Annotated in this window: 17 protein-coding genes; 8 read left to right on the forward strand and 9 right to left on the reverse strand. The window is 70.6% G+C overall.

The window, feature by feature from the left end:
- Window positions 1-2 precede the first annotated feature (2 nt).
- Window positions 3-983: an acyltransferase domain-containing protein gene (locus ACH41F_RS14325; protein WP_398835473.1), complete on the reverse strand. Its 981-nt coding sequence runs from the start codon at window positions 981-983 to the stop codon at window positions 3-5.
- A gap of 222 nt (window positions 984-1,205) precedes the next feature.
- Here ACH41F_RS14325 and ACH41F_RS14330 point away from each other — a divergent pair, with 222 nt between their 5' ends.
- Window positions 1,206-2,573 carry a hypothetical protein gene (locus ACH41F_RS14330; protein WP_398835475.1) on the forward strand — a complete coding sequence of 456 codons (1,368 nt, stop codon included), beginning with the start codon at window positions 1,206-1,208 and terminating at the stop codon, window positions 2,571-2,573.
- Window positions 2,574-2,660: 87 nt separating this feature from the next.
- Complete coding sequence (locus ACH41F_RS14335; protein ID WP_398835478.1) at window positions 2,661-3,797, forward strand: 4-hydroxy-3-methylbut-2-enyl diphosphate reductase; 1,137 nt, start codon at window positions 2,661-2,663, stop codon at window positions 3,795-3,797.
- Between the two features lie 398 nt (window positions 3,798-4,195).
- Here the strand turns inward: ACH41F_RS14335 and ACH41F_RS14340 are convergent, their stop codons facing one another.
- Genes ACH41F_RS14340 through ACH41F_RS14355 form a run of 4 tightly spaced genes read right to left on the reverse strand, consistent with a single transcriptional unit; the run spans window position 4,196 to window position 9,124 of the window.
- Window positions 4,196-5,752 (reverse strand): ABC transporter ATP-binding protein, encoded by a 1,557-nt coding sequence (locus tag ACH41F_RS14340; protein ID WP_398835481.1) that lies wholly within the window; start codon window positions 5,750-5,752, stop codon window positions 4,196-4,198.
- Entirely contained in the window at window positions 5,749-6,576 is an 828-nt protein-coding gene (locus ACH41F_RS14345) for an ABC transporter permease (RefSeq protein WP_398835484.1), read from the reverse strand. Before ACH41F_RS14345 ends, ACH41F_RS14340 begins: the two co-directional genes overlap by 4 nt.
- Entirely contained in the window at window positions 6,573-7,586 is a 1,014-nt protein-coding gene (locus tag ACH41F_RS14350; RefSeq protein ID WP_391231250.1) for an ABC transporter permease subunit, read from the reverse strand. Before ACH41F_RS14350 ends, ACH41F_RS14345 begins: the two co-directional genes overlap by 4 nt.
- The gene (locus ACH41F_RS14355) at window positions 7,571-9,124 is read right to left on the reverse strand and encodes an ABC transporter substrate-binding protein (RefSeq protein ID WP_398835486.1); all 1,554 of its coding nucleotides are present in this window, start codon (window positions 9,122-9,124) and stop codon (window positions 7,571-7,573) included. Before ACH41F_RS14355 ends, ACH41F_RS14350 begins: the two co-directional genes overlap by 16 nt.
- 303 nt (window positions 9,125-9,427) lie before the next feature.
- Here ACH41F_RS14355 and ACH41F_RS14360 point away from each other — a divergent pair, with 303 nt between their 5' ends.
- From ACH41F_RS14360 to ACH41F_RS14380, 5 genes are read left to right on the forward strand one after another with little or no spacing between them, the layout of a single operon-like run.
- Entirely contained in the window at window positions 9,428-10,417 is a 990-nt protein-coding gene (locus tag ACH41F_RS14360; protein WP_398835489.1) for a TauD/TfdA family dioxygenase, read from the forward strand.
- A 34-nt stretch (window positions 10,418-10,451) separates the two neighbouring features.
- Window positions 10,452-11,483: an ornithine cyclodeaminase family protein gene (locus ACH41F_RS14365; protein WP_398835492.1), complete on the forward strand. Its 1,032-nt coding sequence runs from the start codon at window positions 10,452-10,454 to the stop codon at window positions 11,481-11,483.
- On the forward strand, window positions 11,474-12,826 hold the full coding sequence (locus ACH41F_RS14370) for a Y4yA family PLP-dependent enzyme (RefSeq protein ID WP_398835495.1): 1,353 nt from the start codon (window positions 11,474-11,476) through the stop codon (window positions 12,824-12,826). Before ACH41F_RS14365 ends, ACH41F_RS14370 begins: the two co-directional genes overlap by 10 nt.
- Before the next feature lie 29 nt (window positions 12,827-12,855).
- Window positions 12,856-13,884, forward strand: a complete 1,029-nt coding sequence (locus tag ACH41F_RS14375; RefSeq protein WP_398835497.1) for a cysteine synthase family protein — start codon at window positions 12,856-12,858, stop codon at window positions 13,882-13,884.
- A 6-nt stretch (window positions 13,885-13,890) separates the two neighbouring features.
- A complete protein-coding gene (locus ACH41F_RS14380; protein ID WP_398835499.1) occupies window positions 13,891-15,297 on the forward strand; it encodes an MATE family efflux transporter in 1,407 nt (468 codons plus the stop codon).
- A gap of 259 nt (window positions 15,298-15,556) precedes the next feature.
- Here the strand turns inward: ACH41F_RS14380 and ACH41F_RS14385 are convergent, their stop codons facing one another.
- From ACH41F_RS14385 to ACH41F_RS14395, 3 genes are all read right to left on the reverse strand, one after another.
- Window positions 15,557-16,672 carry an HTTM domain-containing protein gene (locus tag ACH41F_RS14385; protein ID WP_398835502.1) on the reverse strand — a complete coding sequence of 372 codons (1,116 nt, stop codon included), beginning with the start codon at window positions 16,670-16,672 and terminating at the stop codon, window positions 15,557-15,559.
- Complete coding sequence (locus ACH41F_RS14390) at window positions 16,662-17,273, reverse strand: DUF5819 family protein (RefSeq protein ID WP_398836360.1); 612 nt, start codon at window positions 17,271-17,273, stop codon at window positions 16,662-16,664. The genes ACH41F_RS14385 and ACH41F_RS14390 overlap by 11 nt, the downstream gene beginning before the upstream one ends.
- A 190-nt stretch (window positions 17,274-17,463) precedes the next feature.
- Window positions 17,464-18,795 (reverse strand): ice-binding family protein, encoded by a 1,332-nt coding sequence (locus ACH41F_RS14395; protein WP_398835505.1) that lies wholly within the window; start codon window positions 18,793-18,795, stop codon window positions 17,464-17,466.
- 848 nt (window positions 18,796-19,643) lie between these two features.
- On the opposite strand from ACH41F_RS14395, the gene ACH41F_RS14400 reads away from it, so the two are divergent.
- Window positions 19,644-20,561 (forward strand): Scr1 family TA system antitoxin-like transcriptional regulator, encoded by a 918-nt coding sequence (locus ACH41F_RS14400; protein WP_391231238.1) that lies wholly within the window; start codon window positions 19,644-19,646, stop codon window positions 20,559-20,561.
- Between the two features lie 156 nt (window positions 20,562-20,717).
- On the opposite strand, the gene ACH41F_RS14405 is transcribed toward ACH41F_RS14400, so the two are convergent.
- Window positions 20,718-21,227 carry a hypothetical protein gene (locus tag ACH41F_RS14405; RefSeq protein WP_391231237.1) on the reverse strand — a complete coding sequence of 170 codons (510 nt, stop codon included), beginning with the start codon at window positions 21,225-21,227 and terminating at the stop codon, window positions 20,718-20,720.
- Window positions 21,228-21,273 lie beyond the last annotated feature (46 nt).

Below are 21,273 nucleotides of genomic sequence, written 5' to 3' on the forward strand. Positions count from 1 at the left end.
CGTCACCAGGGGAAGTCGGGTTCGGCCAGTGGGGCGTGGACGGGCAGGGCGGGGTTCGTGGACAGGACCGTGCGGGCGCTGGAGGCCAGGGCGTCGCCCGTACCCGCTTCGAAGAAGACGTCCGGCCGGTGCCGCGCCGCCTGGCGCAGCACAGTGGGCACCACGGCCGGCCGCACCAGGCAGTCCGCCAGGCGGCGGGGAAGGTCGTCGTCGGGGCGGTAGCGGCGTCCGGCCACGGCCGAGTACACGGGCACGCGCGTTTCGGTCAGCGGATAGGCGCGGACCGACGCGGCGAACACCGCGGACTGCTCGGCCAGCGCCGGATGGTGGGAGGAGAACGGCAGCCGCAGCCGCATGGTGCTCACCCCCTCGTCGCCGGCCACCTTCTCGACCCGGGCCAGCGCCGGCACCGGACCCGCGATCACCGCGGACCGGTCGTCGTTGACCACCGCCACGACCGCGTCCGGCGCCCCGGCCCGTTCCAGCAGCCGGTGAGCCGACTGCTCCGAGCAGCCGAGCAGACTCAGCCCGCCGGGACAGCGGGCCAGCACGACGGCGAGGTCATGGGCCACCCGCGCGCCGTCGCGGACGGTGAGGGCGCCGGCTGCGGTCAGCGCGGCGATCTCCCCGAAACTCACCCCGACGACCACCGAGGGTGCCCCGTAGGACGTGCTCAGTGCCCGGTGGATCGCGATCGAGGCGCCGTACAGGGCGAGTTGAGAGGTGCCCGTGGCGGCCTGCGCCAACTCGCGTCCGCTGGGCGGCTGCCGGCCCAGCAGCCAGGGCCCCAGGGGTCGCAGACCGCGCTCGACCGCCACCTCGTCGATCTGCCCGAAGACCTCACGGACGGCCGCGCCCACGCTGCCGGCCCGGGCGGCACGGATCAGGGATCCGACGGAGAAGTCCCCCTGCCCGGGGAACAGATGGGCCGCGCGCCGCCAGCGGGACGCGGGCTCCGGCTCAGGTGGAGGGCTTGTGCGCATCTCGTCCTTCCGTTCGGGACGGGCCAGTAGTGCACAAGGGGCGTACGGGCGGCCCCGGATGCGCCTGCGGTGCGCACTGTGTGCCGCCCCGCATCGCGTCGCACCCTGAGCCTGCCTGAAGGAAAGCGCTCCCAGCGCCTATGCGGCAGGCAAGCGTGTTGAACACATGCGGACGTTGAACCCGAGCACTCACGAACGGATGAGCGGGAAAAGGAGAGGGGTGTGCGATCGCCCCGAACGCCGAATCAGCCCCTGCGTCGCCTCCTGGCCGAGGCCGGGTGGAGCGGCGCCCAACTCGCGCGCCAGGTCAACGCACTCGGCGCCGAGCGGGGCACCCCGCTGCACTACGACCGCACCACAGTCGCCCACTGGCTGGCCGGGAGCCGCCCCCGCCCACCGGTGCCCGCTCTCGTCGCGGAAGCTCTGTCCCGACGTCTCGGCAGACCGGTCCTGTTACAGGACACTGGACTGCTCGACACCAGGCAGCCGGGACACGGCGCCGGGACGCCGCCCGGTGAAGGGAGCGCCGTGGAACGCCTCGACCGGATACTGCGGGACACCGACCGCCGCAGCCTCGCCCTCGTCGGCGCCTACTCGCTGGCGGCACTGGCGATTCCCACCGGTGCACCGCCCGCCGGAGACGGCCGGCCCGCCGCCTTCGCCACACCGGTGCCGGTCGGCGCCGCGCACGTCTCCGCCGCGCGGGAACTGCTCATGGTCTTCTCCCGCAGCGACATCGTCTTCGGGGCCGGATCGGTACGCGAACCCCTGCGCCAGTACCTGTCCACCACCCTGCTCCCCTGGCTCAGAAGCGACACGAAACCCGCCATCCGGCGCGACCTGTTCACGGTCGCCGCACAGCTGACCTATCTCTGCGCGTTCGCCCACTTCGACATGAACCGCCACGCGGCGGCGCAGCGTCTCTATCTCACGAGCCTCGAACTCGCCCGCGAGGCAGGCGACACCGTCGGCCAAGCTGTCGCCCTGCGCGGACTCAGCGTGCAGGCCCACGAACTGGGGCACCTCACGGAGGCGGACCAACTCGCCGAACACGCCGTCCAGATCGGCGCCCACCATGCACCGCCACACCAACAAGCCTTCTTTCTCGGCCAGTTGGCAGTCACTCAGGCGGGCCGAGGCGACCGCCGCCACACCCGCCACCTCCTGGCGGCCGAGCGGTGCCTGGAGAAGTCGGCAGACGGCGCCTCCGCCGTCGGCGCCTTCCACGCCGGTTCACTCGCGCTCCAGCGGGCGGCCGTGGCCAAGAGCCAGGGAGACCACCGTACGGCCGCCCGGGCCCTCTCCCTCTCGCTGCGCCACCGGCCCGCCGACGAACGCCGCTCCCGGGCCCTCGGCCTCGCCGAACTGGCCGAGACCCAGCTGATGTCCGGCCACCTGGAACAGGCATGCCGGACCTGGCACGACTTCCTCGACATCCTTCCGAACATCCGCAGCGCCCGCGCCGACGACCGCATACGCACCCTGACCGCCGCCCTCCGCCCGAACGCCACGAACCCCGCTGCCGCGGCACTCCTCGCACGAGCACGCCAGATGCACCCACGGAGACCGCGCGGGGGTCCATCGGAGTGACAACCGCGGGCACGAGGAGGGGCGGAGCCACGCAGACGTGTTGGATGTCGTTGCCGTCCCCGCGCCCCCTCGACCCCCGCCAGGAAGATGAACCGAAGCGTCCTCACGGAAGTACTCCACTCCCCCACGCTCCACGTCGCCCCCGGCAGCCTCACCGTGGCCACCAGCTGGTGGCACCCCACACGCGGCCTGGTCGACTGCCCGGCCCACCGCCTGCTCTCCGCACACGCCCGCCAGGCCGGCCTCGGGACCGCCTCCCGCTCCTTATCCAACGAGGACCTCCGCGGCGACCTCCCGACGGCGCCGACGACCGTCTTCACCGTCTCCTACGAACGGCCCGAAGGCGGACACCGCGGCCTCGCCCTCGCGGCCCACAGCGACGATGCCACCGCGATCTCCTTCGCCCGCCGTCAGATCGAGTCCTGGCGAGCGGTACTGCGCACCCGGCGCGTGCTCCACGTGACCGCCTCCGACCCCCTCGCCCCGGGTCCGTCGAACTGCCCGCCGAACGCCTCGGTACCGGCGCAGACTGCCGCAGACGCCACCCACCGGTGGCGGGTCTGCGGCTGCCCCGCCAGCGTCAGGTGCCCTTCGGCCGAGAACACCGAACGCGCACTGCACCGGTTCCTGGAGCGGGGGGACGACGTGGTCGTCGTAACCCCACCCGCCGCCGGCCCCGGCGCCGGGGCCGGCCGCCCCGTCCACGGCAACCTCAGAACCGTCAGCACCCCGCAACAAGCCGAGACCCTCGCCGTCACCGACCCCGACCGCCTCGCGTTCGTCGTCGCTCCCGGTGCCGTCGTGTCCGAGGCCGCGGACATCCTCAAGGTGCTGCGCCGTCGCCATCCGCGCCTGCGGGGCCAGCACCCACACGAGTGGTGCTACACCATGGACGACCTGCACACGGTGGTCGGGGCAGCACTCGCCCAGTCCGACAGGCTCCTGGTCGTCGGCCATGACACCACCCCCGTCACCCGGACGGCGATCACCCAGGTAGCCCGCATCCCCTTACCGGTCCGCGCCGTGACCACACTGGACCGCCTACGCCCGGACGACGTCGACGCGGCGACGATCACGGTCGTGGACGCCACATCCGACGGGCGGGACCTCAGGGAACTCCGTCAAGTCCTGGACGGCCTGGGCCCCGCCAGTCACGTCCGGCGGCAGGCGCACTCTGCCAAGGAAACGCCACGGCCCGCCTTTCGCCCGCTCTCCTCAGGCTGAACCTGGCTCCGGGCCCGGACCGGGGACACCACCTGCTCTTGACCGGCGCGCCAAGCTGCGCGGGGTGCGGGGACCGTGGCCGCCGAGCGGGGCGATACCTGCCCTCGGCGCGGCACTTCCACCTCGATGCCGCCGAGACGGTGGTTCCAGCGCGGGTCGAGCCGGGAGCCCGGCCGGGGTCACCGAGCGCCAACGCAGTTCGATGACGGGGCGCACCGGAGGAATCAGTTCCCAGCCAGTTGGGCAGGCCGCCGGTTCGGTGCCTCCGCCATGAACACAGTTCGGCCCGGACGGCGACCCAGCCGAGCATCGCGCGCTGAGTGTCGACGTGCCCGGCGTCCCGCAGGTGGGAGCGCACGTCGATGACGAGCTGCCCGTCACTCGCCGCAGCGGGATCGTCAGCCACCCATCGGGACGCCCGTTGCCAGTGCCGCGGTCACGGCATGCGCCGGTGAGCTGAACAGCTGTGCGGTGGAACCCGACTCGACCGCGCGCCCCTCGGACATGACGACCAGGAAGTCCGTGCGGTCGGCGACCAGGCGTAGGTCGTGACTGACGAGGACCAGGGACAGCTTCCGTTGGTCGCGGAGTCGCGTCAGCAGGTCCATGACGGCCGCGGCGGTGTCCGCGTCCAGTGCGGAGGTGACCTCGTCGCAGAACAGCACGTCGGGGTCGGCGGCCAACGCGCGGGCGATGGAGACGCGTTGGCGTTGTCCGCCGGACAGTTCGTGGGGGTAGCGGTCGGCGGTGGCGGCGGGCAGGCCGACCTGTTCCAGAAGTTCCAGGACCCGGGCAGGTGCCTCGGCACGGCCCGCCTGGCCGTGCAGCAGCAGGGGGCGCCGCAGGGTCGCTCCTACTGTGCGACTGGGATTGAGCGTGCCGAGCGGGTCCTGCGGTACGAGTTGCAGGCGGCGGCGTTGCTCGCGGGAGCGGCGATGAGCGGTGGGCGCCAGGCGCGCGTCCTCCAGGGCGACCACGCCGGCCGTGGGTCGGTGCAGGCCGACGAGTGTGCGCAGCAGGGTGGTCTTGCCGGAGCCCGAGGCGCCGACGATGCCGAGGCTGGTCCCGGCGCGGAGGGAGAGGTCGATGCCGTGGAGGACGGGGACGTGCCGACCGCGGTGGAGGTGAGCGGCGCGCAGGGCTGACACCGTGAGGACGGGCGGGGCGGACACCGTGAGGACGGGCGGGGCGTCGGCTGGGGTGCGGTCCTTCGCCGTCCGGGGCGCAGGCAGATCCGCCTTGTGGCGCGGGCCGCTGAGGTCCACGACCTCGTCGGCGAGCCGGGCGACCAGATCGGTGTCGTGGCAGGACAGGGCGATGGCGATGCGGTGGTTCTCGGCGAGGTGACGCAGCAGGTCCGCGATCTCGTCGCGCAGCGCCGGGTCGAGTCCGGCCGTGGGTTCGTCCAGCAGCAGGACGGCCGGGCGGCGGGCCAGGGCCCGGGCCAACGCGACCCGGCGCTGCTGGCCACCGGAGAGGGCGCCGATACGGCGGTCCGGCAGGCCGTCGTCAACGGGCAGTCGTACCTCGGTCAGCTGGGCCCGGATCGCCTCGCGGCCGCTGTCCACGGCGACTTCGGCGATCAGGCGGCGCACCCTCATCCGCGGGTTGAGGCCGGAGCCGGGGTCTTGGCCGACGTAGGCGAGGCGATGGCGGCGCAGGCCGCGCAGGGCGGGGGCGGGCAGGGTGAGGGGGTCCTGGCCGAGGACGGTGACGGTGCCGGCGGTGCGTTCGGCGCCCGGCGGCAGGGCACCCGCCACCGCGCGCAGCAGGGTGGTCTTGCCGCAGCCGGAGGGGCCGACGACAGCGGTGACCCGGCCAGGAGTCAGCCGCAGGTCCGCCCGGTCGAGGAGGAGTCGGCCACCGGGGGCGGCGATGGTCAGGCCGGTGACCTGGACCGCGCCCGCGCCTTCTGGCGGCTGGCTGTCGGAGTGCCAGTCAGGCATGTGGTTCACAGCGCGGGTACCACTTTCCGGCCGGATGCGGGGATCAGGGCGGCCGCCGCCAGGTTGACACTCATGGCGAGCAGGCCGATGGCGATGCTGGGGGCGAGGACGGCCCAGGGGTTGAGGAGGATGCCCGGGGAGTTCTCGCGGATCATCAACGCCCAGTCGGCCGCGGGAGGTTGCGGGCCCACCTGGAGGAAGCCCGCGGTGGCCACCAGGTAGACCGCGGCGACAAAGCGCAGGCCGAACAGGGCGAGCAGGGTGGATCGCAGGTTGGGCAGTACCTCGCGGACGACGAGGTGCCACAGCCGTTCACCGCCGACGGCCGCCGCCTCCACGTATCCGGAGGCCGCCACGGGCGCGGCGGCGCCCGCCACCAGGCGCACCGCGTAGGGGACGCCCAGGACGACGGACGCGGTGACGACGGCGAGGCGTCCGCCGTCCGGCCAGGACAGGGTCACCAGCAGAATGCCGAGGACGGCCGGGAGCAGCATGACGACGTCCGCGGTGCGTTCGATGATCCGGCCCACTCCAGGGCGCAGAACGCTGACCGCGCCGAGGACGGCGGCCGCCGCCGTCACCAGGAGGGCCACGAGCAGGGATGTGACGACGAGTTCGCGTCCACCCGCCAGCATCCGGCTGAGCACGTCCCGGCCCAACTGGTCACCTCCTACGGGGGCGTCGCCTCCGGGCGCCGCGAACGGGGCGGTGACCGGGGCGTCGATGGCGTGCGGGGCGAGCCAGGGTCCGGCCAGGGCGAGAGCGGTGAGCAGCAGCGCCGGAAGCACCCGCACGATCAGTCGGCGGCGCGCGATCACGGTGGATACGGTCATGTCCGGCCTCCGGAGGCCCAGGCGCGTACGAGGTCGGCAAGCAGCAGGACGCCCGTGAGGACCGCTCCGGTGACGGCGACGACGCCGGCGATGAGGGGGCTGTCCCGGTCGGTCACGGCGCCGGCGAGAACCGAGCCGATGCCGGGATAGTTGAAGATGGTCTCCACGACGACCGCGCCGCCCAGCAGCATGCCGGCCGAGGTGGCGAGCCCGGCCGCGATGGTGGGGAGGGCGCCGGGCAGCAGGTGGTGGGTGAGGATCCGGTGCGGGGGCAGTCCGTCGAGTACGGCGGTCTCGAGGTGCGGGGCCTTGGCCTCGTCGGCGAGCGCGGCTCGTACGATCCGGGTGTTCCAGCCGATCTGCGGGATGGCCAGCGCGAGGACCGGTAGCACGAGCATCTCCCAGGAGGCGGGCGAGCCATCCGCGTCGGTCAGCGTGACGGCGGGCAGCCAGTCGGTCCACAGGGCGAACACCAGTACCAGGGCCACCGCGACGACGAACTCGGGCAGCGCCAGCACCCCGGTGGCACTCGCCGACACGGCACGGTCGGTCTTCCCGCCGGGTCGGGCCGCCGCCCAGCAGCCGAGCGTGACCGAGGCGACCAGCGTCACCAGCAGCGCGAGCCCGCCGAGCAGCAGGGTGTTGGGGAACGGACGGGAGAGCAGATCGGCGACGGGCTCGCCGCGCGCGGAGGTGCCGAGGTCGCCGGTGGGCAGGCCGGTCATCCACTCCCAGAAGCGTTCCAGGACCGGGCGGTTCAGGCCCAGCAGGCGGCGCCGCTCGGCGAGGTCGGCCGCGCTCTCCCCGCGCTCGGAGGTGGCGTTGGCGGCATCGCCCGGCAGCAGCTCCACGGAAGCGAAGACGAAGGCGAGCAGCACGGCCAGCAGCAGCGACCGGCGTGCCAGCACCCCGGTCACACGCAGCAGAAGACGTACGACCGCCGGGGCCGGCCGGGGTTCATGATCCCCGGCCGGCCCGCGTCGCACGGCCTCGGTCAGCGAGCCAGCCATGCTGACTCGAGCTGGACGCGCCCGTAGCCGGGCAGGGTCGGGAGGTCACGCACGGCCGCGCCTGCGAGGTCGATGCCGTCGGCCATGCCCCACAGCAGGTAGCCGGACTCGTCGTACTCGATCTGCTGGAGCTCGCGCAGCACCTTCGCCCGCGCCACCGCGTCCTTCGTCGCCATGGCCTTCTTGTAGGCGGCGTCGAACTCGGCGTTCTTCCAACCGGCCTCGTTCTGACCGGAGTCGGAGACCATGGTCTTGCTGGCGAAGAACACCACGGAGTCGTTGGTGCCCCAGTAGGTGGTGTAGAGGTCGCCCTTGAGCCACGTCTTGTCCCAGAAGGTGGCGGACTCCTGCTTGACCACCTTCACCTTGACGCCGGCCTCGCGGACCTGGGAGGCGAACAGGGTGGCCGCCTCGGCGAGGCCCGCGATGTCCTCGGTGGTGAGCAGCTCGTACGTCTTGGAGGTGTCGAACTTCGCCTCGGCCAGCAGGGACTTGGCCTTGGCGAGGTCGCGTGTGCGCTGCGGGATGTCCTTGGCGTAGGCGGGGTCGCCGGTGCCGAGGATGTCGTTGGCGACCGTGCCGTAGCCGGAGAGCACCTGCTTGACCATGGCCTCGCGGTCCACGGCGAGCCGCAGCGCCTCACGCACCTTCGCGTCGGCGAACGGTCCGTCGGTCGTACGCATGACGATGGGCATCGCCATGTCGTTGGGACGGCGCACGACCTGGACGTCGCCGCGCTGCTCGGCCGTGCGAGCCGCCACCGCGCCGACGTTGGAGGCGACGTCGATCTGCCCGGCCAGCAGTGCGTTGGCCATCGCCTGGGGGCTTTCGAAGATCTTGACCTCGATGGCGTCGAGGAGGACGTCACCGCCGTACCAGTCGTCGTTGCGGACCAGGCGGGCGTTGCCGGAGCGGAACCATTCCAGCTTGAACGGGCCCGTACCGGGGGCCTTGCCGAGATCCTTGTCCGCCGTGTCCTTCTTCAGCACGAACGTCGTCAGCCGGGTCAGCTGCGGCAGTTCGGCGTTGGCGTAGTCGGACACCAGAACCACGGTGTCGTCGCCCTCGGCCTTGATGTTCTCGGGCTTGATGCCCGGCAGCCGGGACGCTCCCGAGGGGGTGTTGCGCAGCCGCTTCAGCGACCAGACCACGTCCTGGGCGGTGACCGGGGTGCCGTCGTGGAACTTCGCCCCCTTCGCGAGGGTGAAGCTCCAGGTCTTGAGGTCGTCCGATGCCTTCCAGGATGCGGCGAGGCGGGGGACGGTGTTGGGCTTGGCGCCGGGGACGGTGAGCGTGTCGTACACCAGCGAGATGACGAGGTAGTCGCTCTCGTTGGCCTGGGTGCCGTGCGGGTCACGGGTGATGGCCGAGGCGCGGCCGAGTGCGCCGACCCGGAGGGTGCCGCCACGCCGGGGCTTCTCGCTCCCCTTCGCCGGTGACTTGGACGAGGTGTCGTCGCCCCCGCCACAGGCAGCCAGGAGTGCGGCCGCACCCAGCCCACCGCCGGCCCACAGCACTTGGCGTCTGTTCCAGTTCACGTACGTCCTCGTTCCACTCACGCGGGGCAGATTGCTTAGGTGTGCCTACCCTAAGAAGATCGTTTGCGCAACCCATGAGGCGGCTCATGCGGGTTCCTGGCGGAGCGTCAAAGCGGCGCACGGGAGCACAAGTCGGCCGGCGGGCGCGTCAGCGCACCAACGGGAGCACAAGGTCAACTAAGGCTTGCCTAACCTAATTCCCACTGATACGTTTCGGCGGCCGAGGCACAGAGAGCCCACAGGAACGCGTATCCGTCCCGCACCCGTCACGCCGCACCCTCACCCGAAAGGGATGACTCCGCCATGCCCACGGGAGCCGCACCCATACGGCAGCTCACTCCGCACGCGGTCGACGAGCTGACCTCCACCGCCCAGAAGATCCTTGCCGACTTCGGCAGCTCGGCCGCGCGTCCCGAACTGCTCCGCACGATCGCACGCTCTGCCGCCCGCCTTGACGAAACGATTCGCCACCAGTGTCGCCCCGTCGACACCGATGACGGCCTGTACGTCCTGCGCGGCCTGCCCGTCGACGACGGCGGCGCCGGCCCCACGCCCGCCAGTTGGGCCACAGCCGGGGACAGCGCAGCCGAATGGGACCTGATCCTGCTCCTGCTCGCCACCTCCATGGGCCACCCGATCGCCTGGGAGGGACAGCAGGACGGCCGCTTCGTGCACAACATCGTGCCCTCCCCCGGCCACGAGGTGGAACAGACCGGCGCGAGCAGCACCGTGCTGCTCAGCCCGCACACCGAGGACGCCTTCCACCCCAGCCGCGCCCACCTGCTGCTGCTCGCCTGCATGCGCAACCACGACGCCGTCGCCACCACCGCCGCGAGCATCCGCAAGGTCCGCCTCGATGCGGACGACATGGCTCTGCTGTCCCGCCCCGCGCTGCCGATCCTCCCCGACGACGCCTACGCCGAGGCGCAGGGCTTCGGGGAGGAGCCGCCGAAGGTTGCCGCCCTGTGGCAGACCGAGAACGGTCCGACGCTGCGCTACGACCCCGCCTACACCCCGCTCGACGAGGCTCCCGCCGACTACCGCGCCGCCTACGACCGGCTGACCGCCGAGCTGGAACGCGTATCGGTCGCGGTCGCCCTGCGACCCGGTGACGTCCTCGTCGTCGACAACGACGTGGTCGTCCACGGCCGGGTGCCGTTCAAGGCCCGCTACGACGGCACCGACCGCTGGCTCAAGCGCGCCTCGGTACGCGTCCCCGGACGCCGCAGCCGCCCACTGACCGAAGCCGACGAACACGGCTACGGCCAGAGCGCGCTCGTGGCCCACCTCTGATCGCCAGCCTCCCCCGCATCCGAAGGGACCAACCGTGACCGGCACCACCGCACCCACGGACAACGCCCCGGCCCACACCCCCGCGGCCGACAAGACCCTGCGCATCCTCAGCACCAGCGACATCGCGGGCCTCGACGTCTCCCTCGCCGATGTCGTCGACGTGGTCGAGCAGGCGTACCGCACCCTCGCCGACGGCAAGTCGGCCAACCCGCGCAAACTCACCGTGAAGCCCGCGGACGGCCACTCCGTCTCGTACGCCATGCTCGGCCGCGACGGCGTCCGCGAAGTCGTCGCGATCAAGACGTCGTACAAGCACGGCCTCGACAAGGGCCGCGACGAGCAGCACTACTACACGACCCTGACCATCTACGACGATGTCACCGGCCTGCCGGTCGCCATGATGGACTGCTCTCGCGTGGGCTCGCTGCGCACCCCGGCCGTCACCGCGCTGCTCGCCCGCGAGCTGGCGGCGCCCGGCAGCCGCAGCGCACTGGTCATCGGCACCGGCACCCAGGGCCGGCTCGCCCTGCCGTTCCTGCTCACCACGCTGCCCCAGCTCGACCGGCTCATGGTCTACGGCACCCATCCCGACGGTCTCGCGGCGGTCCGCGAGCGGCTCCACCACTACTTCCCCGACCGGGAGTTGGAGGTCGTGGACGACGTGCGGGCCGCCGCTGCCGAGGCTGACGTGGTGGTCGCCACCGCCGGCCAGCACACCCCCGCCGCGGTCGAGTCGGCCGATCTCAAGCCGGGCGCGCTGTCCATCCTGGTCGGCCACGGCATCGCGCCCTCCACACTGCACGAGGCGGACCGGGTGATCGCCACCAGTGAGGCGCAGATGAAGGTCACCGGCACCGACATGGCCGACGCCGACGGCGGCTTCCCGCCTGTCGACGCGGAGTTCCCCGAGGTCGTCGCGGGACGGACGACGGGCCGGCGCTCAGCGGACGAGCGGATCTTCGCCTACAACAGCGGCCTGGTCGTCACCGACATCGCGCTCGGGCACCGGTTCGCACAGCTGGCGGTCGAGCAGGGGCTGGGAACGCGGGTGTCGCTGTGGCAGTGACCCCCGTCGGCGTGGCAGCGTCGCGGCTGCCCGCCCACCCGGATCCCCATCTCGACACGGTCCTGGGCAGCGGACTGCCGCACGAGCTGTCGTACGCGCTCGGCGGCCCCTTCCACCTGCTGCTGCCCGAGCGCTTCGACGCCAACGCGGCCGCTTTCGAGCGCGTGTTGCGCGAGGCCGGTGTCGAGGGCCGCGTGTACTACGCGAAGAAGGCCAACAAGGCAGCCGTGTGGATGGACCGCTGCGCGCTGTCCGGCAGGGGCGTGGACGTGGCCAGCTCCGGGGAGCTGCGGGACGCGCTCGGGCACGGGGTGCGCGGCGAGGACGTGGTGGTCACCGGGCCTGCCAAGGCCGAGGGTCTGCTGCGGGTCGCCGTCCTGCACGGCTGCCTGATCGCCGTGGACGCGCTCGACGAGCTGGAGAGCGTCCTCGCACAGGCCCGAGCCCTGGCCCGCCCGGCGCGCGTGCTGCTGCGGCGACTGCCGCCGGCACAACAGCACAGCCGCTTCGGCCTCGACGACGGACAGTTGGACGCCGCCCTCGCCCGTTGCGCGCAGGCCCCGGACGCCATCGTGATGGAAGGCTTCTCCTTCCACCTGTCCGGCTATGACCCGCTGCCGCGTGCCGAGTTGGCGGGCGAACTCATCGAGCTGTGCCTCAAGGCCCGGACCACCGGACTGCGGGCGGACCGCATCAGCATCGGCGGCGGCTTCGCCGTCGACTACACCGACACCGAGCACTGGCAACGTTTTCTGCGCGAGCAACGGCCCGAGCACTATCACGCGGGCAAGTCCTTCCACCCGGGCGACTTCTACCCCTACCACTCCCCCGTGGCGGGCCCCGACGCTCTGCGCGCCGTCCTCACCACGGACGCTCTCGCCCAGCGACTGCGCGAGGCGGGCGTCAGGCTCCTGCTGGAGCCGGGCCGGGCGTTGCTGGACCGGGCCGGGTGCACGGTGTTCCGCGTGCAGGGCGTCAAGGACCGCGACGGCTACGGCATCGTCACCGTGGACGGGAGCAGCCTGAGCCTGTCCGAGCAGTGGTTCAACAGCGAGTACCTGCCGGACCCGGTACTGCTGCCCGAACGCGAGCCGCACGGTGGGCCGTACGCCGCGTGCGTGGGCGGAGCCACCTGCCTGGAATCCGACATGGTCACCTGGCGCAAGGTCCGGTTCCCCCGCCGGCCGGCCGTCGGCGATCTGCTCGTCTACCCCAACACCGCCGGATACCAGATGGACTCCAACGAGTCCCCCTTCCACGAACTGCCGCTCCCCCCGAAGGTCGTCCTCGACACCGCCGGCGGTACGACCCGCTGGCGGCTCGACCGCCATCCACTCGCCTGACTCTTCCCTCCCCGACCTGGAGCCATCCGATGGACAAGGCGCTTTCGCGTCCCACCGTGGTCAGCCGCGTCTCCGACCTGATCGGCCACACCCCGCTCTTCGAACTGTGCCGCACCGACACCGGCAGCCGACTGCTGCTCAAACTGGAGCAGTTCAACCCGACCGGCACCGCGAAGATCCGCATGGCCCGGCAGATGGTCCTCGACGCCGAGGACCGCGGACTGCTGCGCCCCGGCGGCCGGATCGTCGAGTCGACGTCCGGCAACACCGGCCTCGGACTCGCCGTCATCGCCGCCGAGCGCGGCTACACCTTCACCGCGGTCGTCGACCATCACGCCGCCGCCGACAAACTGCGCGGCATGAAGGCGCTCGGCGCCGAACTCATCTACGTCGCCGACGAGGGCGACGAGGAACTGGCCACCGCCGCCCGCGAGGACTTCGCCGAGAAACTGGCCGCCGAGAGCGACAACGTCTATTTCACCGAGCAGCACAACAACATGGCCAACGGGGACGGCTACCGGCCCGTGGCGCATGAACTCGACGCCGCCCTGGACGGCCGTATCGACATCCTGATCGGCGCAGTGGGAACGGGCGGCGGGCTCTTCGGAACCGGCGGGGAACTCCGCAAGACCGTGCCGGACGTGCAGATCGTCGGGGTCGAGCCCAAGGGGTCGATCGCCTTCGGGCCGCCCGCCCATGACTACTACCAGTCCGGCACCGGCACACCCGAGGGCGCCACCATCGGCGCCATGGTCGACTACACCCTGCTGGACGAGGGCGCCAAGGTCGGCGACATCGAGGCGTTCGCCACCGCGCGGGTGCTGGCCCGCCGTCTCGGCCTCCTCATCGGCGGCTCCGCGGGCGGGGTCGTGTACGAGGCCCTGACCCGGATGTCCTCCCTCGCCCCGGGCACGACTATGGTCGCGCTGATCAACGACGGAGGCGAGAAGTACATGGACACCGTCTTCAACGACGACTGGATGCACGCCCGCGACCTGATCGACCCTGCCGTCGAGCGTGAGATCGACGAGCTGCTCACCAAACTCCGCGAGAACTGAACCCCGATGCCGACACCGCTCACCACACTGCTCCGCGACAGCCGTAACCTGGCCACCCTGGCCGTCCCGCTCGCCCTGACCCAGCTCGCCCAGGTCGCCCTGACCACCACCGACACCGTGATGATGGGCGTGATGGGCGCCGAGGCACTCGCCGGCGGCGGCCTGGCGCTGGTCATCTTCAACCAGCTCCGCACCATGGGCGTCGGCATGGTCACCGCCGTCGGCAACCAGGTCTCCGCCGCCTCCGCCCGCGCCGACGAGGACGCCGAACTCACCGACGAGGCACGCGAGGAGGTCCGCGACATCGCCCGCGCCGCACTGGCGCTGGCCACCCTGTCCGGCGTCGCCGGTGCGATCGTCATCCTGCTGCTCGGCCAGGCCGTCGCCTTCCTCGGCCAGGACCCCGATGTCGTCGACACGGCCTGGCCGGTGCTGCTCGCGCTCGCACCCGGCCTGATCCCCTGTCTCTGGTTCCAGGCGATACGGCAATTCACGGTCGGGATGCGCAGACCGCAGGCCCTGCTGCAGATCACCATCGCCTCGGTCGCCGTCAACGCGGCCCTCAACTGGGGTCTGATCCACGGCACTTGGTTCCTGCCGAAACTGGGCCTGCCCGGCATCGGCGTCGCCACGTCATGCGTGTACGCGCTGACCTGCCTGGCCCTCTACGCCTCGGCACGCCGGGACCCGAAGCTCGCCCCGCTGCTGGACATCCGCATCTGGAAAGCCCGCCCCGCCACGGTGCGCCGCCTGACCGGACTGGGCGTGCCCATCGCCGCCACCTACGGCTCCGAGGCCGGGTTCTTCTCCGTCGTCGCCCTGATCATCGGCACCTTCGGCAGCGCCGCCCTGGCCGCGCACACCGCCGTCAACCAGCTCATCTACATCGTCTTCCAGATAGCCGTCGGCCTGTCCCACGCCGCGTCCCTCAACGTCAGCCGCGAACTCGCCCTGGACCGCGTCCCAGCGGCGCGGCGCATCAAGAACACGGCACTGGCCTGCGCGGCGGCCGTGATGGCGGTGGTCGGCGTCCTCTACCTCGCCGTCCCTGGCCTGGTGCTACGGCCTTTCCTCGACCCCTCGGCCCAGGACGGGCGCAGCGCGACGGACATCGCCACGAACCTGCTCCTGGTCGCAGCGGTGCTGCAGTTCTTCGACTGCGCCCAGAACATCGGCGTCGGCCTGCTACGCGGCCTGGACGACACCAAGAGCGGCTTCCGCATCACCCTCGTCGGCTACTGGCTCATCGGCCTGCCGGCCGCCTGGCTGCTCGGGCATCTCGCGGGCCTGGAGACCCTGGGTGTCTGGCTCGGTCTCCTGACAGGCCTCGCCGCCACCGCGTTCCTCCTGCTGCGCCGGTACAACCAGTCACTGGCGCTACGAGGTGCCAAGGAGCAATCCGCGGCTTACTGATCGTTCCAGAATGCCGCCCTGCGGGGGGCCGGCCTCGCCGGTGGACGCGCTGGTCACCCATCCCCGAGGCAGACCCTCACCCCCCGTCCCCCTTCCTGGGAAGGTGGACGGGGGGTGAGGAGGGCGCGCCGATGCAGCATGTGACTGCGGGCGGTGGTGGCCGGGTGCCGGCGCGGTACCGGATGGCGACGACCGAGCACATGCACCAGTCGGTCGCTCCGGGTGGCGGGTCGAGCAGACCCGCCAGACTGTAGAGCCTTCAGTTGTTCGACGGTGCGAGCTGTGACGGCACGAGTGCCGGCTCTTCGCGCGATGGGGCCCCCGTGCCCCGGGCGTCCGGCCGCCTGCTCATGCTCCGCCACAGTCGTCCCAGTGACCGGTAGAAGCGGTCCGGCAGGAACACGGCGTCGGCGATGATCATCGCGCCGGAGAAGAGTGGCAGTCCCATAAGGACGGCGATGCCCAGATGCATGCCCAACAGCATGGTCAGAACCGGGTACTTGAGCCGCCCGAACAGGACGAACGGGAAGGCGACCTGTAGCAGCACCGTCAGGTAGCAGGCGATGGCGATCAGTACGTCGTGCTCGTCCGCCATGAGGGACAGCTCGGGCCAGGGCCGGAACAACTCGAGGTTCAGGACGTAGTGGAGAGCGGTGCCGTTACCCCAGGTGCCGCCCTGCACTTTGTAGAGACCCGCGGATCCGTAGAGGAAGCAGACCTGAGCCGCGATGACGAACATGCCGCAGTTGTGCAGCACGGACGTCAGGGTCCGGCGGGCATCGCGGAGCCCGGCCACAGCCGGAATCACCGGCGAGCGCGTGGTTTTCCCTGTGGAGGCTCGGAGCCGGCTTCTGCGCACGTCCAGCGACCAGCGTCGGCCGCACGCGGTGAAGACCAGATACACGGCCATCAGGAGGACAAGATTGTCTCCGCCGTCGGTCATGAAGATGGCCCTGGAGTGGAACGAGGCCACCACGACCGCGAACAGCACGGACACCGCTCTGGTCCGCCAACCCACCATGAACAGTGCGGAGGTGACGAGTGCCAGCACGTAACAGCTCTCGAAGTACACCCGGCTGTCGGACAGGGTGAGGATGCCGGCCCACCCCGTCTGCTCGTACAGCTGCCTGGCCAGCTCGGGTGTCCATGGCGAGCCGGGGCCCCAGATCTCGTCACGGTGCGGAAACTCGCGCAGCAGGAAGACGAAATAAAGCAGGCCGTATCCGATCCGGAGGACCGCGGCGGCGTACAGCGAGACCGGCCGGTCGGTCACGACGGTGAGCAACTCACCGATCCGCCCGGATGCATGGCGCGGCGCGCCCGCATCCGCCTCGGGAGTGCGCCGACGCGGCGGGAGGGGCTGCTCAGTTTCCACGGGAGTCCACCTTCCACCAGGGCAAGTACTGCGTTTCGGCAGGCCGCGGCGCCGCGCCGGGCGCTTCGGGTCCACTCGCCGCGGCAGGTGCGGCGATGGGCACGGTGATCACCCGCAGCTGCACGGATTCGAAAGTGCCGCCGCGGTGGTCGGCGATGCGATCCGCCGCGATGTTGGTCAGGTACCGCTGCACCATCAGCGCCCGCTCCGAGCGGGGCCGGCCGTCACCACCATGGGTTTCGACGTACGAACTCCACGCCCGCCGCAGCATGTTCTGAGCCGTATGGCTCGGGAAGGCATGGTGTTTCACCGCTGAGTTGTCGACGGCGGTCAGGTCGAACCAGCCGCTCACCCGGACGGTGCCGTCCGGGGCGGTGTGCATGGTCCTCGCTGAGATCTGTCGGTTGACCGACTCCGGGTCCGGCGCGAAGAGTCTCCAGTTCTGCTCGAACAGGGGGTACACCCACGCACTGACTTGCCGGCTGTACTGCTGGGAGAGCGGGTTGGGGGGTGCCACGTGCAGGAACACGAGGAGGACGTGGACCAGGGCCGTCGCCAGGCACAGGGCCACGGCGCCGCTCGTCACGACTCTCAGGAGGATGGGCGGAGGCTGCGAAGGATCTCGGAGCGTGAGGATTTCCCGCCCCCGGACCTTTTCCCTTGTCGGGTCGGGCCCCACGGACCTCTCCGTTCTGGCTTCTCTCACTGCTTCTCCTGAGATCTCGCCTGCGGCGCGCGACGGAACTGCCACGATCCGGCGCGCGCCGCTGGTGCTGATTGTTCACACGGAGCTAGTCGGACTTCTCGTGGTGATCTCCGTGGTCACTGACGTGGCCTGAGGGTTCACCGTCGAAGCCGTAGTCCTCGGGCTCTTTGCCCTGGTGGTGGTCATCCGGCTTCTCGCCCTGGTGGTGGTCGCCCGGCTTCCCACCCTGGTGGTGGTCGTCCGGCTTCCCACCTTGACCGTGGTCGTCGGGCTTCCCACCTTGACCGTGGTCGTCGGGCTTCCCACCCTGACCGTGATCGTCGGGCTTCCCGCCGTGGTCGTGACCGTTTCCACCGACCGCTCCACCGGTCTGGCCACCTGTCGGGCCGCCGACGGTGCCGCCACTGGTGGCGCCCGCGACGACGCCGCCCAGCACGCCACCGGTGGTTCCGCCGGACGTCAGAACGCCGCCCAGAACACCGCCCAGCACACCACCGGTTCCACCACCCGTCGGCACACCACCGATGACGCCGACCGTGGTGCTGCCCGTGGTGCCCTCTGTCGTGCCGCCTGACGTAGCACCGGCGATCACGCCACCCGTGACCAAGCCACCGGTCGTGCCACCGGTGCCCCCGGCCGCGCACGGTCCCAGGAAGATCCTGTTGGTGTCCAGCGTCACGGCGCCGTTACCGGTGCCGCCCGCATCGGCCAGCAGTCGGCCGTTGATGGTCGCTCCCGTGGTGGCACTGATCGACTCGTTGGCCAGGATGGTGCCCACGAACGAGGTGTTGGTACCGAGCGTGGCCGAACTGCCCACCTGCCAGAACACGTTGCACGGCGATGCACCGTTGACGAGGCTTACCGTGCTGTTCTCGGCTGCCGTCGTCAGGGTCGAACCGATCTGGAACACCCAGACGGCATTGGGGTTGCCCTGGGCGTCCAAGGTGAGTGTGCCGGTGATCTGTGCGCTGCTGGTGGCCCTGTAGAGGCCCGGCGTCAGCACCTCGCCGCCGAACTCATGGGGAGCGTCGTTGTACACCACGGGGTCCAGCGACTGTCCGGCGGCCTGGTTGTACGCCGTGGTCAGCTCGACCTTGGCCTGGCCCGCGTGGGCATCGGCAGCGTGCAGAGTCCCGGGCGGGGTCACAATGCCGGGCGGGAACCCGGTGATGGCTGTACCGGGGCTCACACCGACGTTGAGACCTTCGACCACCGTGGGGCCGGTGTTGGTGACCGTCGCACCACCCAGTACGCCGTAAGTGGCCAGCGTCGTCCCCATTGGCACGGGTGTGGCAATGGCGTTTGCGCGTGTCGGCGTCAGCGCGAGGACGACAGCGGCGATCACCACGGCCGTCACCGCCGCGACCCAGGCCGACATGATTCGTCGCGGAGGAGCGTCAGGGATATTCAGCGTCATCGAGGGGCCAACTCCTTGGTACGGGTGGTCTTGGCGGTTCCCGGCAGCACAGAATCGCCTGTTTCTGACGGTGGAATATTACTGAGGAGCGTGCCGGTCGATGATTTACACGAGCCGGTCATCCGGAATTGCCGAATGAGTCGCGAAATGCATAGAAATACTTAATGGGCCGCGTGAGTCAAAAATCGGAAGTATTGCCAGAGAGGGCCGTCCGCACAGCCGCCGAAAGGAAGGCGGAGCACCCGGAGGCGGCACACCCCACGGTCAGCCCGGCGCATCACATCATTCGGCGCACGGCGGGCGGCGGGAAAAGTGCATTCGAGAAATTGCTCGGGACATTCCCGGGCCGCACCGTCCTCAGTAGTATCAACTGAGGGCCGGTTCACTCTCCCGCGCAACCGCCCGGAAGGGTCAACCCGGCGTGTCTCCGACGCATTCGCGGTCACCGCCACCGACGGCGATACCGGGACGATGCCGGATGACCATCACCACGCATATCCGCATAGGCTCCTTCGACCTGCCCGGCCTCACCCGCGCCGCCCTGCCAACGGCAACGTCCCCGCGTACGACAACATCCGCGTCGCCGTGCAGCCCCGGCGACCGTCCGACCGAACTCCTCGAGCCGCAGCCCGGGGACGTGCCCTCCACGCGTGAACCCCGAAGTGCAGCACGCGTGCCCCGCCGACCGATAAAGCCGACGAGGTTGGCCGACACAGAGGCACGTGACAACGTCACAGTCCGTTTTCGCAGTCCGAGGAACACGACGGCATGGCGCGTGATCAACAACGCTTGTTCCATGGCAATCTGCGGGCCAGCAGGATGACTTGGAGCCCGGAGGTACACCGCTCGTGGCGGCGAACAGCAATCCCACCGTCAGGAGACGTCGTCTGGGCGCCGAGCTGCGTCGGCTTCGGCTGGCCAGTGGGCTGAAGAGCGCCGAGGTGGCCGAACGGCTCATGGTCTCCCAGCCAAAGATCAGTCACCTGGAGAACGGCCGTCGAGCCATCAGCCCCCGCGACGTACGCGATCTGTGCGCGCTCTACGAAGTGACGGATCAGCAGGTCATCGACTCCCTCATGCAGATGGCCAGGGAATCCGCGCAACAGGGCTGGTGGCACGCCTACGGCGACATCCCCCAGAGCGTCTATGTCGCTCTGGAGACCGACGCCGCCTCCCTCCGAACCTACGAATCCATGGCGATCCCCGGGCTGTTGCAGACTCCTGCCTACGCCCACGCGGTCATCGGGGAAACCATCCCGCTGCCCACGGTCGAAGAAGCCGGCACGCGGCTGAAGGTGCTGCTGCGCCGTCAGCACCGGATCTACGACCCGGTTCGCCCGTTGCGCCTGTGGGTCGTACTGGACGAGTCGGCACTGCACCGTGTCGTCGGCAGCCCGGACGTCATGCGCGAACAGCTGGAGCACCTGAACGCGCTTGGTGCCGAGCCGTACATCACGGTGCAGGTCCTCCCCTACGCGATGGGCGCCCATCCGGGCCTGTCAGGCCAGTTCTCCATCCTGCAGTCCGCCGACAGCACCGCGGCGAAGGTGGTGTATCTGGAACGTTTCACCAGCGATCTCTGCCTGGACAAACCCTCTGACGTGCAGCTCTACAGCGGAATGTATGACCAGCTCCAGGCCCGGGCGCTCGACCCTGACAGCAGCCGCGACTTCATCACCGACGCCATCAAGTCGTACATCGCCGCGGCGAGCCGGGCCCAAGGGGTTGTCGGTTCCGGGCCTGAGACGGCACGGCAGGGGTGTTGACGCGGATAGTTGACGACGCCGTGACCGTGCTCAGCAGTGCGCTTCGGGCTGACGGGGGTTCGCCGTGGTCGGCGGAGGGCTGCAAGGTGTTCACGAATGCCTTGGCGGCTGCCGCTGACCTGGCCAAGGCTGTCGGTGAAGCGGGGCGACGCCGGGTCAACACCAGGCAGTGCCGTCATGGCTGGCAGTGACTTCCACGCCGTAGGTGTCGGGGCTGTCCCCGAGATCGCCGGGGAACCACACAGCGAGATGGGCGGTAGTGCCCTCGACAGGCTTGTCCAAGCAGAGCGCCGACGTGTCGATGGCCAGGCTGCCGGGTGCCGGGGACGGTGAAGGGTTGGCGCCCGTGAGCCGCCAGCCGTCCGCTGCGGCCGCCGCGCGATAAAAGGCCAGCACGCCGGCCCGGGACGTCGTCAGTCGGTAGTACTGGCCGGCGTAGGCGAATCCGTCATCCTCGTCGCATCCGGAGTACCGCTCGTCCACCGGGTGTGTCTGTCTCGGGTGTGCGTCGAGGATGGGCAAGGACGCCAGTGTGGGGGCGAGCTCTTCGTCAGCCCTGGTACAGCCGTAGAGGCCACCCGACAGCGCCCACACTCCCGTTGCCGCGATGATGGCCATGCCGCCCGCGCCGGCGAGGATCAGTGTGGCCGCAGCCTTCAGCTTCATGGCGCGGAGCGTAGCGCAGAGGATCCGGAGGACGGCGGGTGCAGTG

The organism is Streptomyces sp. NPDC020489 (genome assembly GCF_044386545.1).
Classification (GTDB): domain Bacteria; phylum Actinomycetota; class Actinomycetes; order Streptomycetales; family Streptomycetaceae; genus Streptomyces.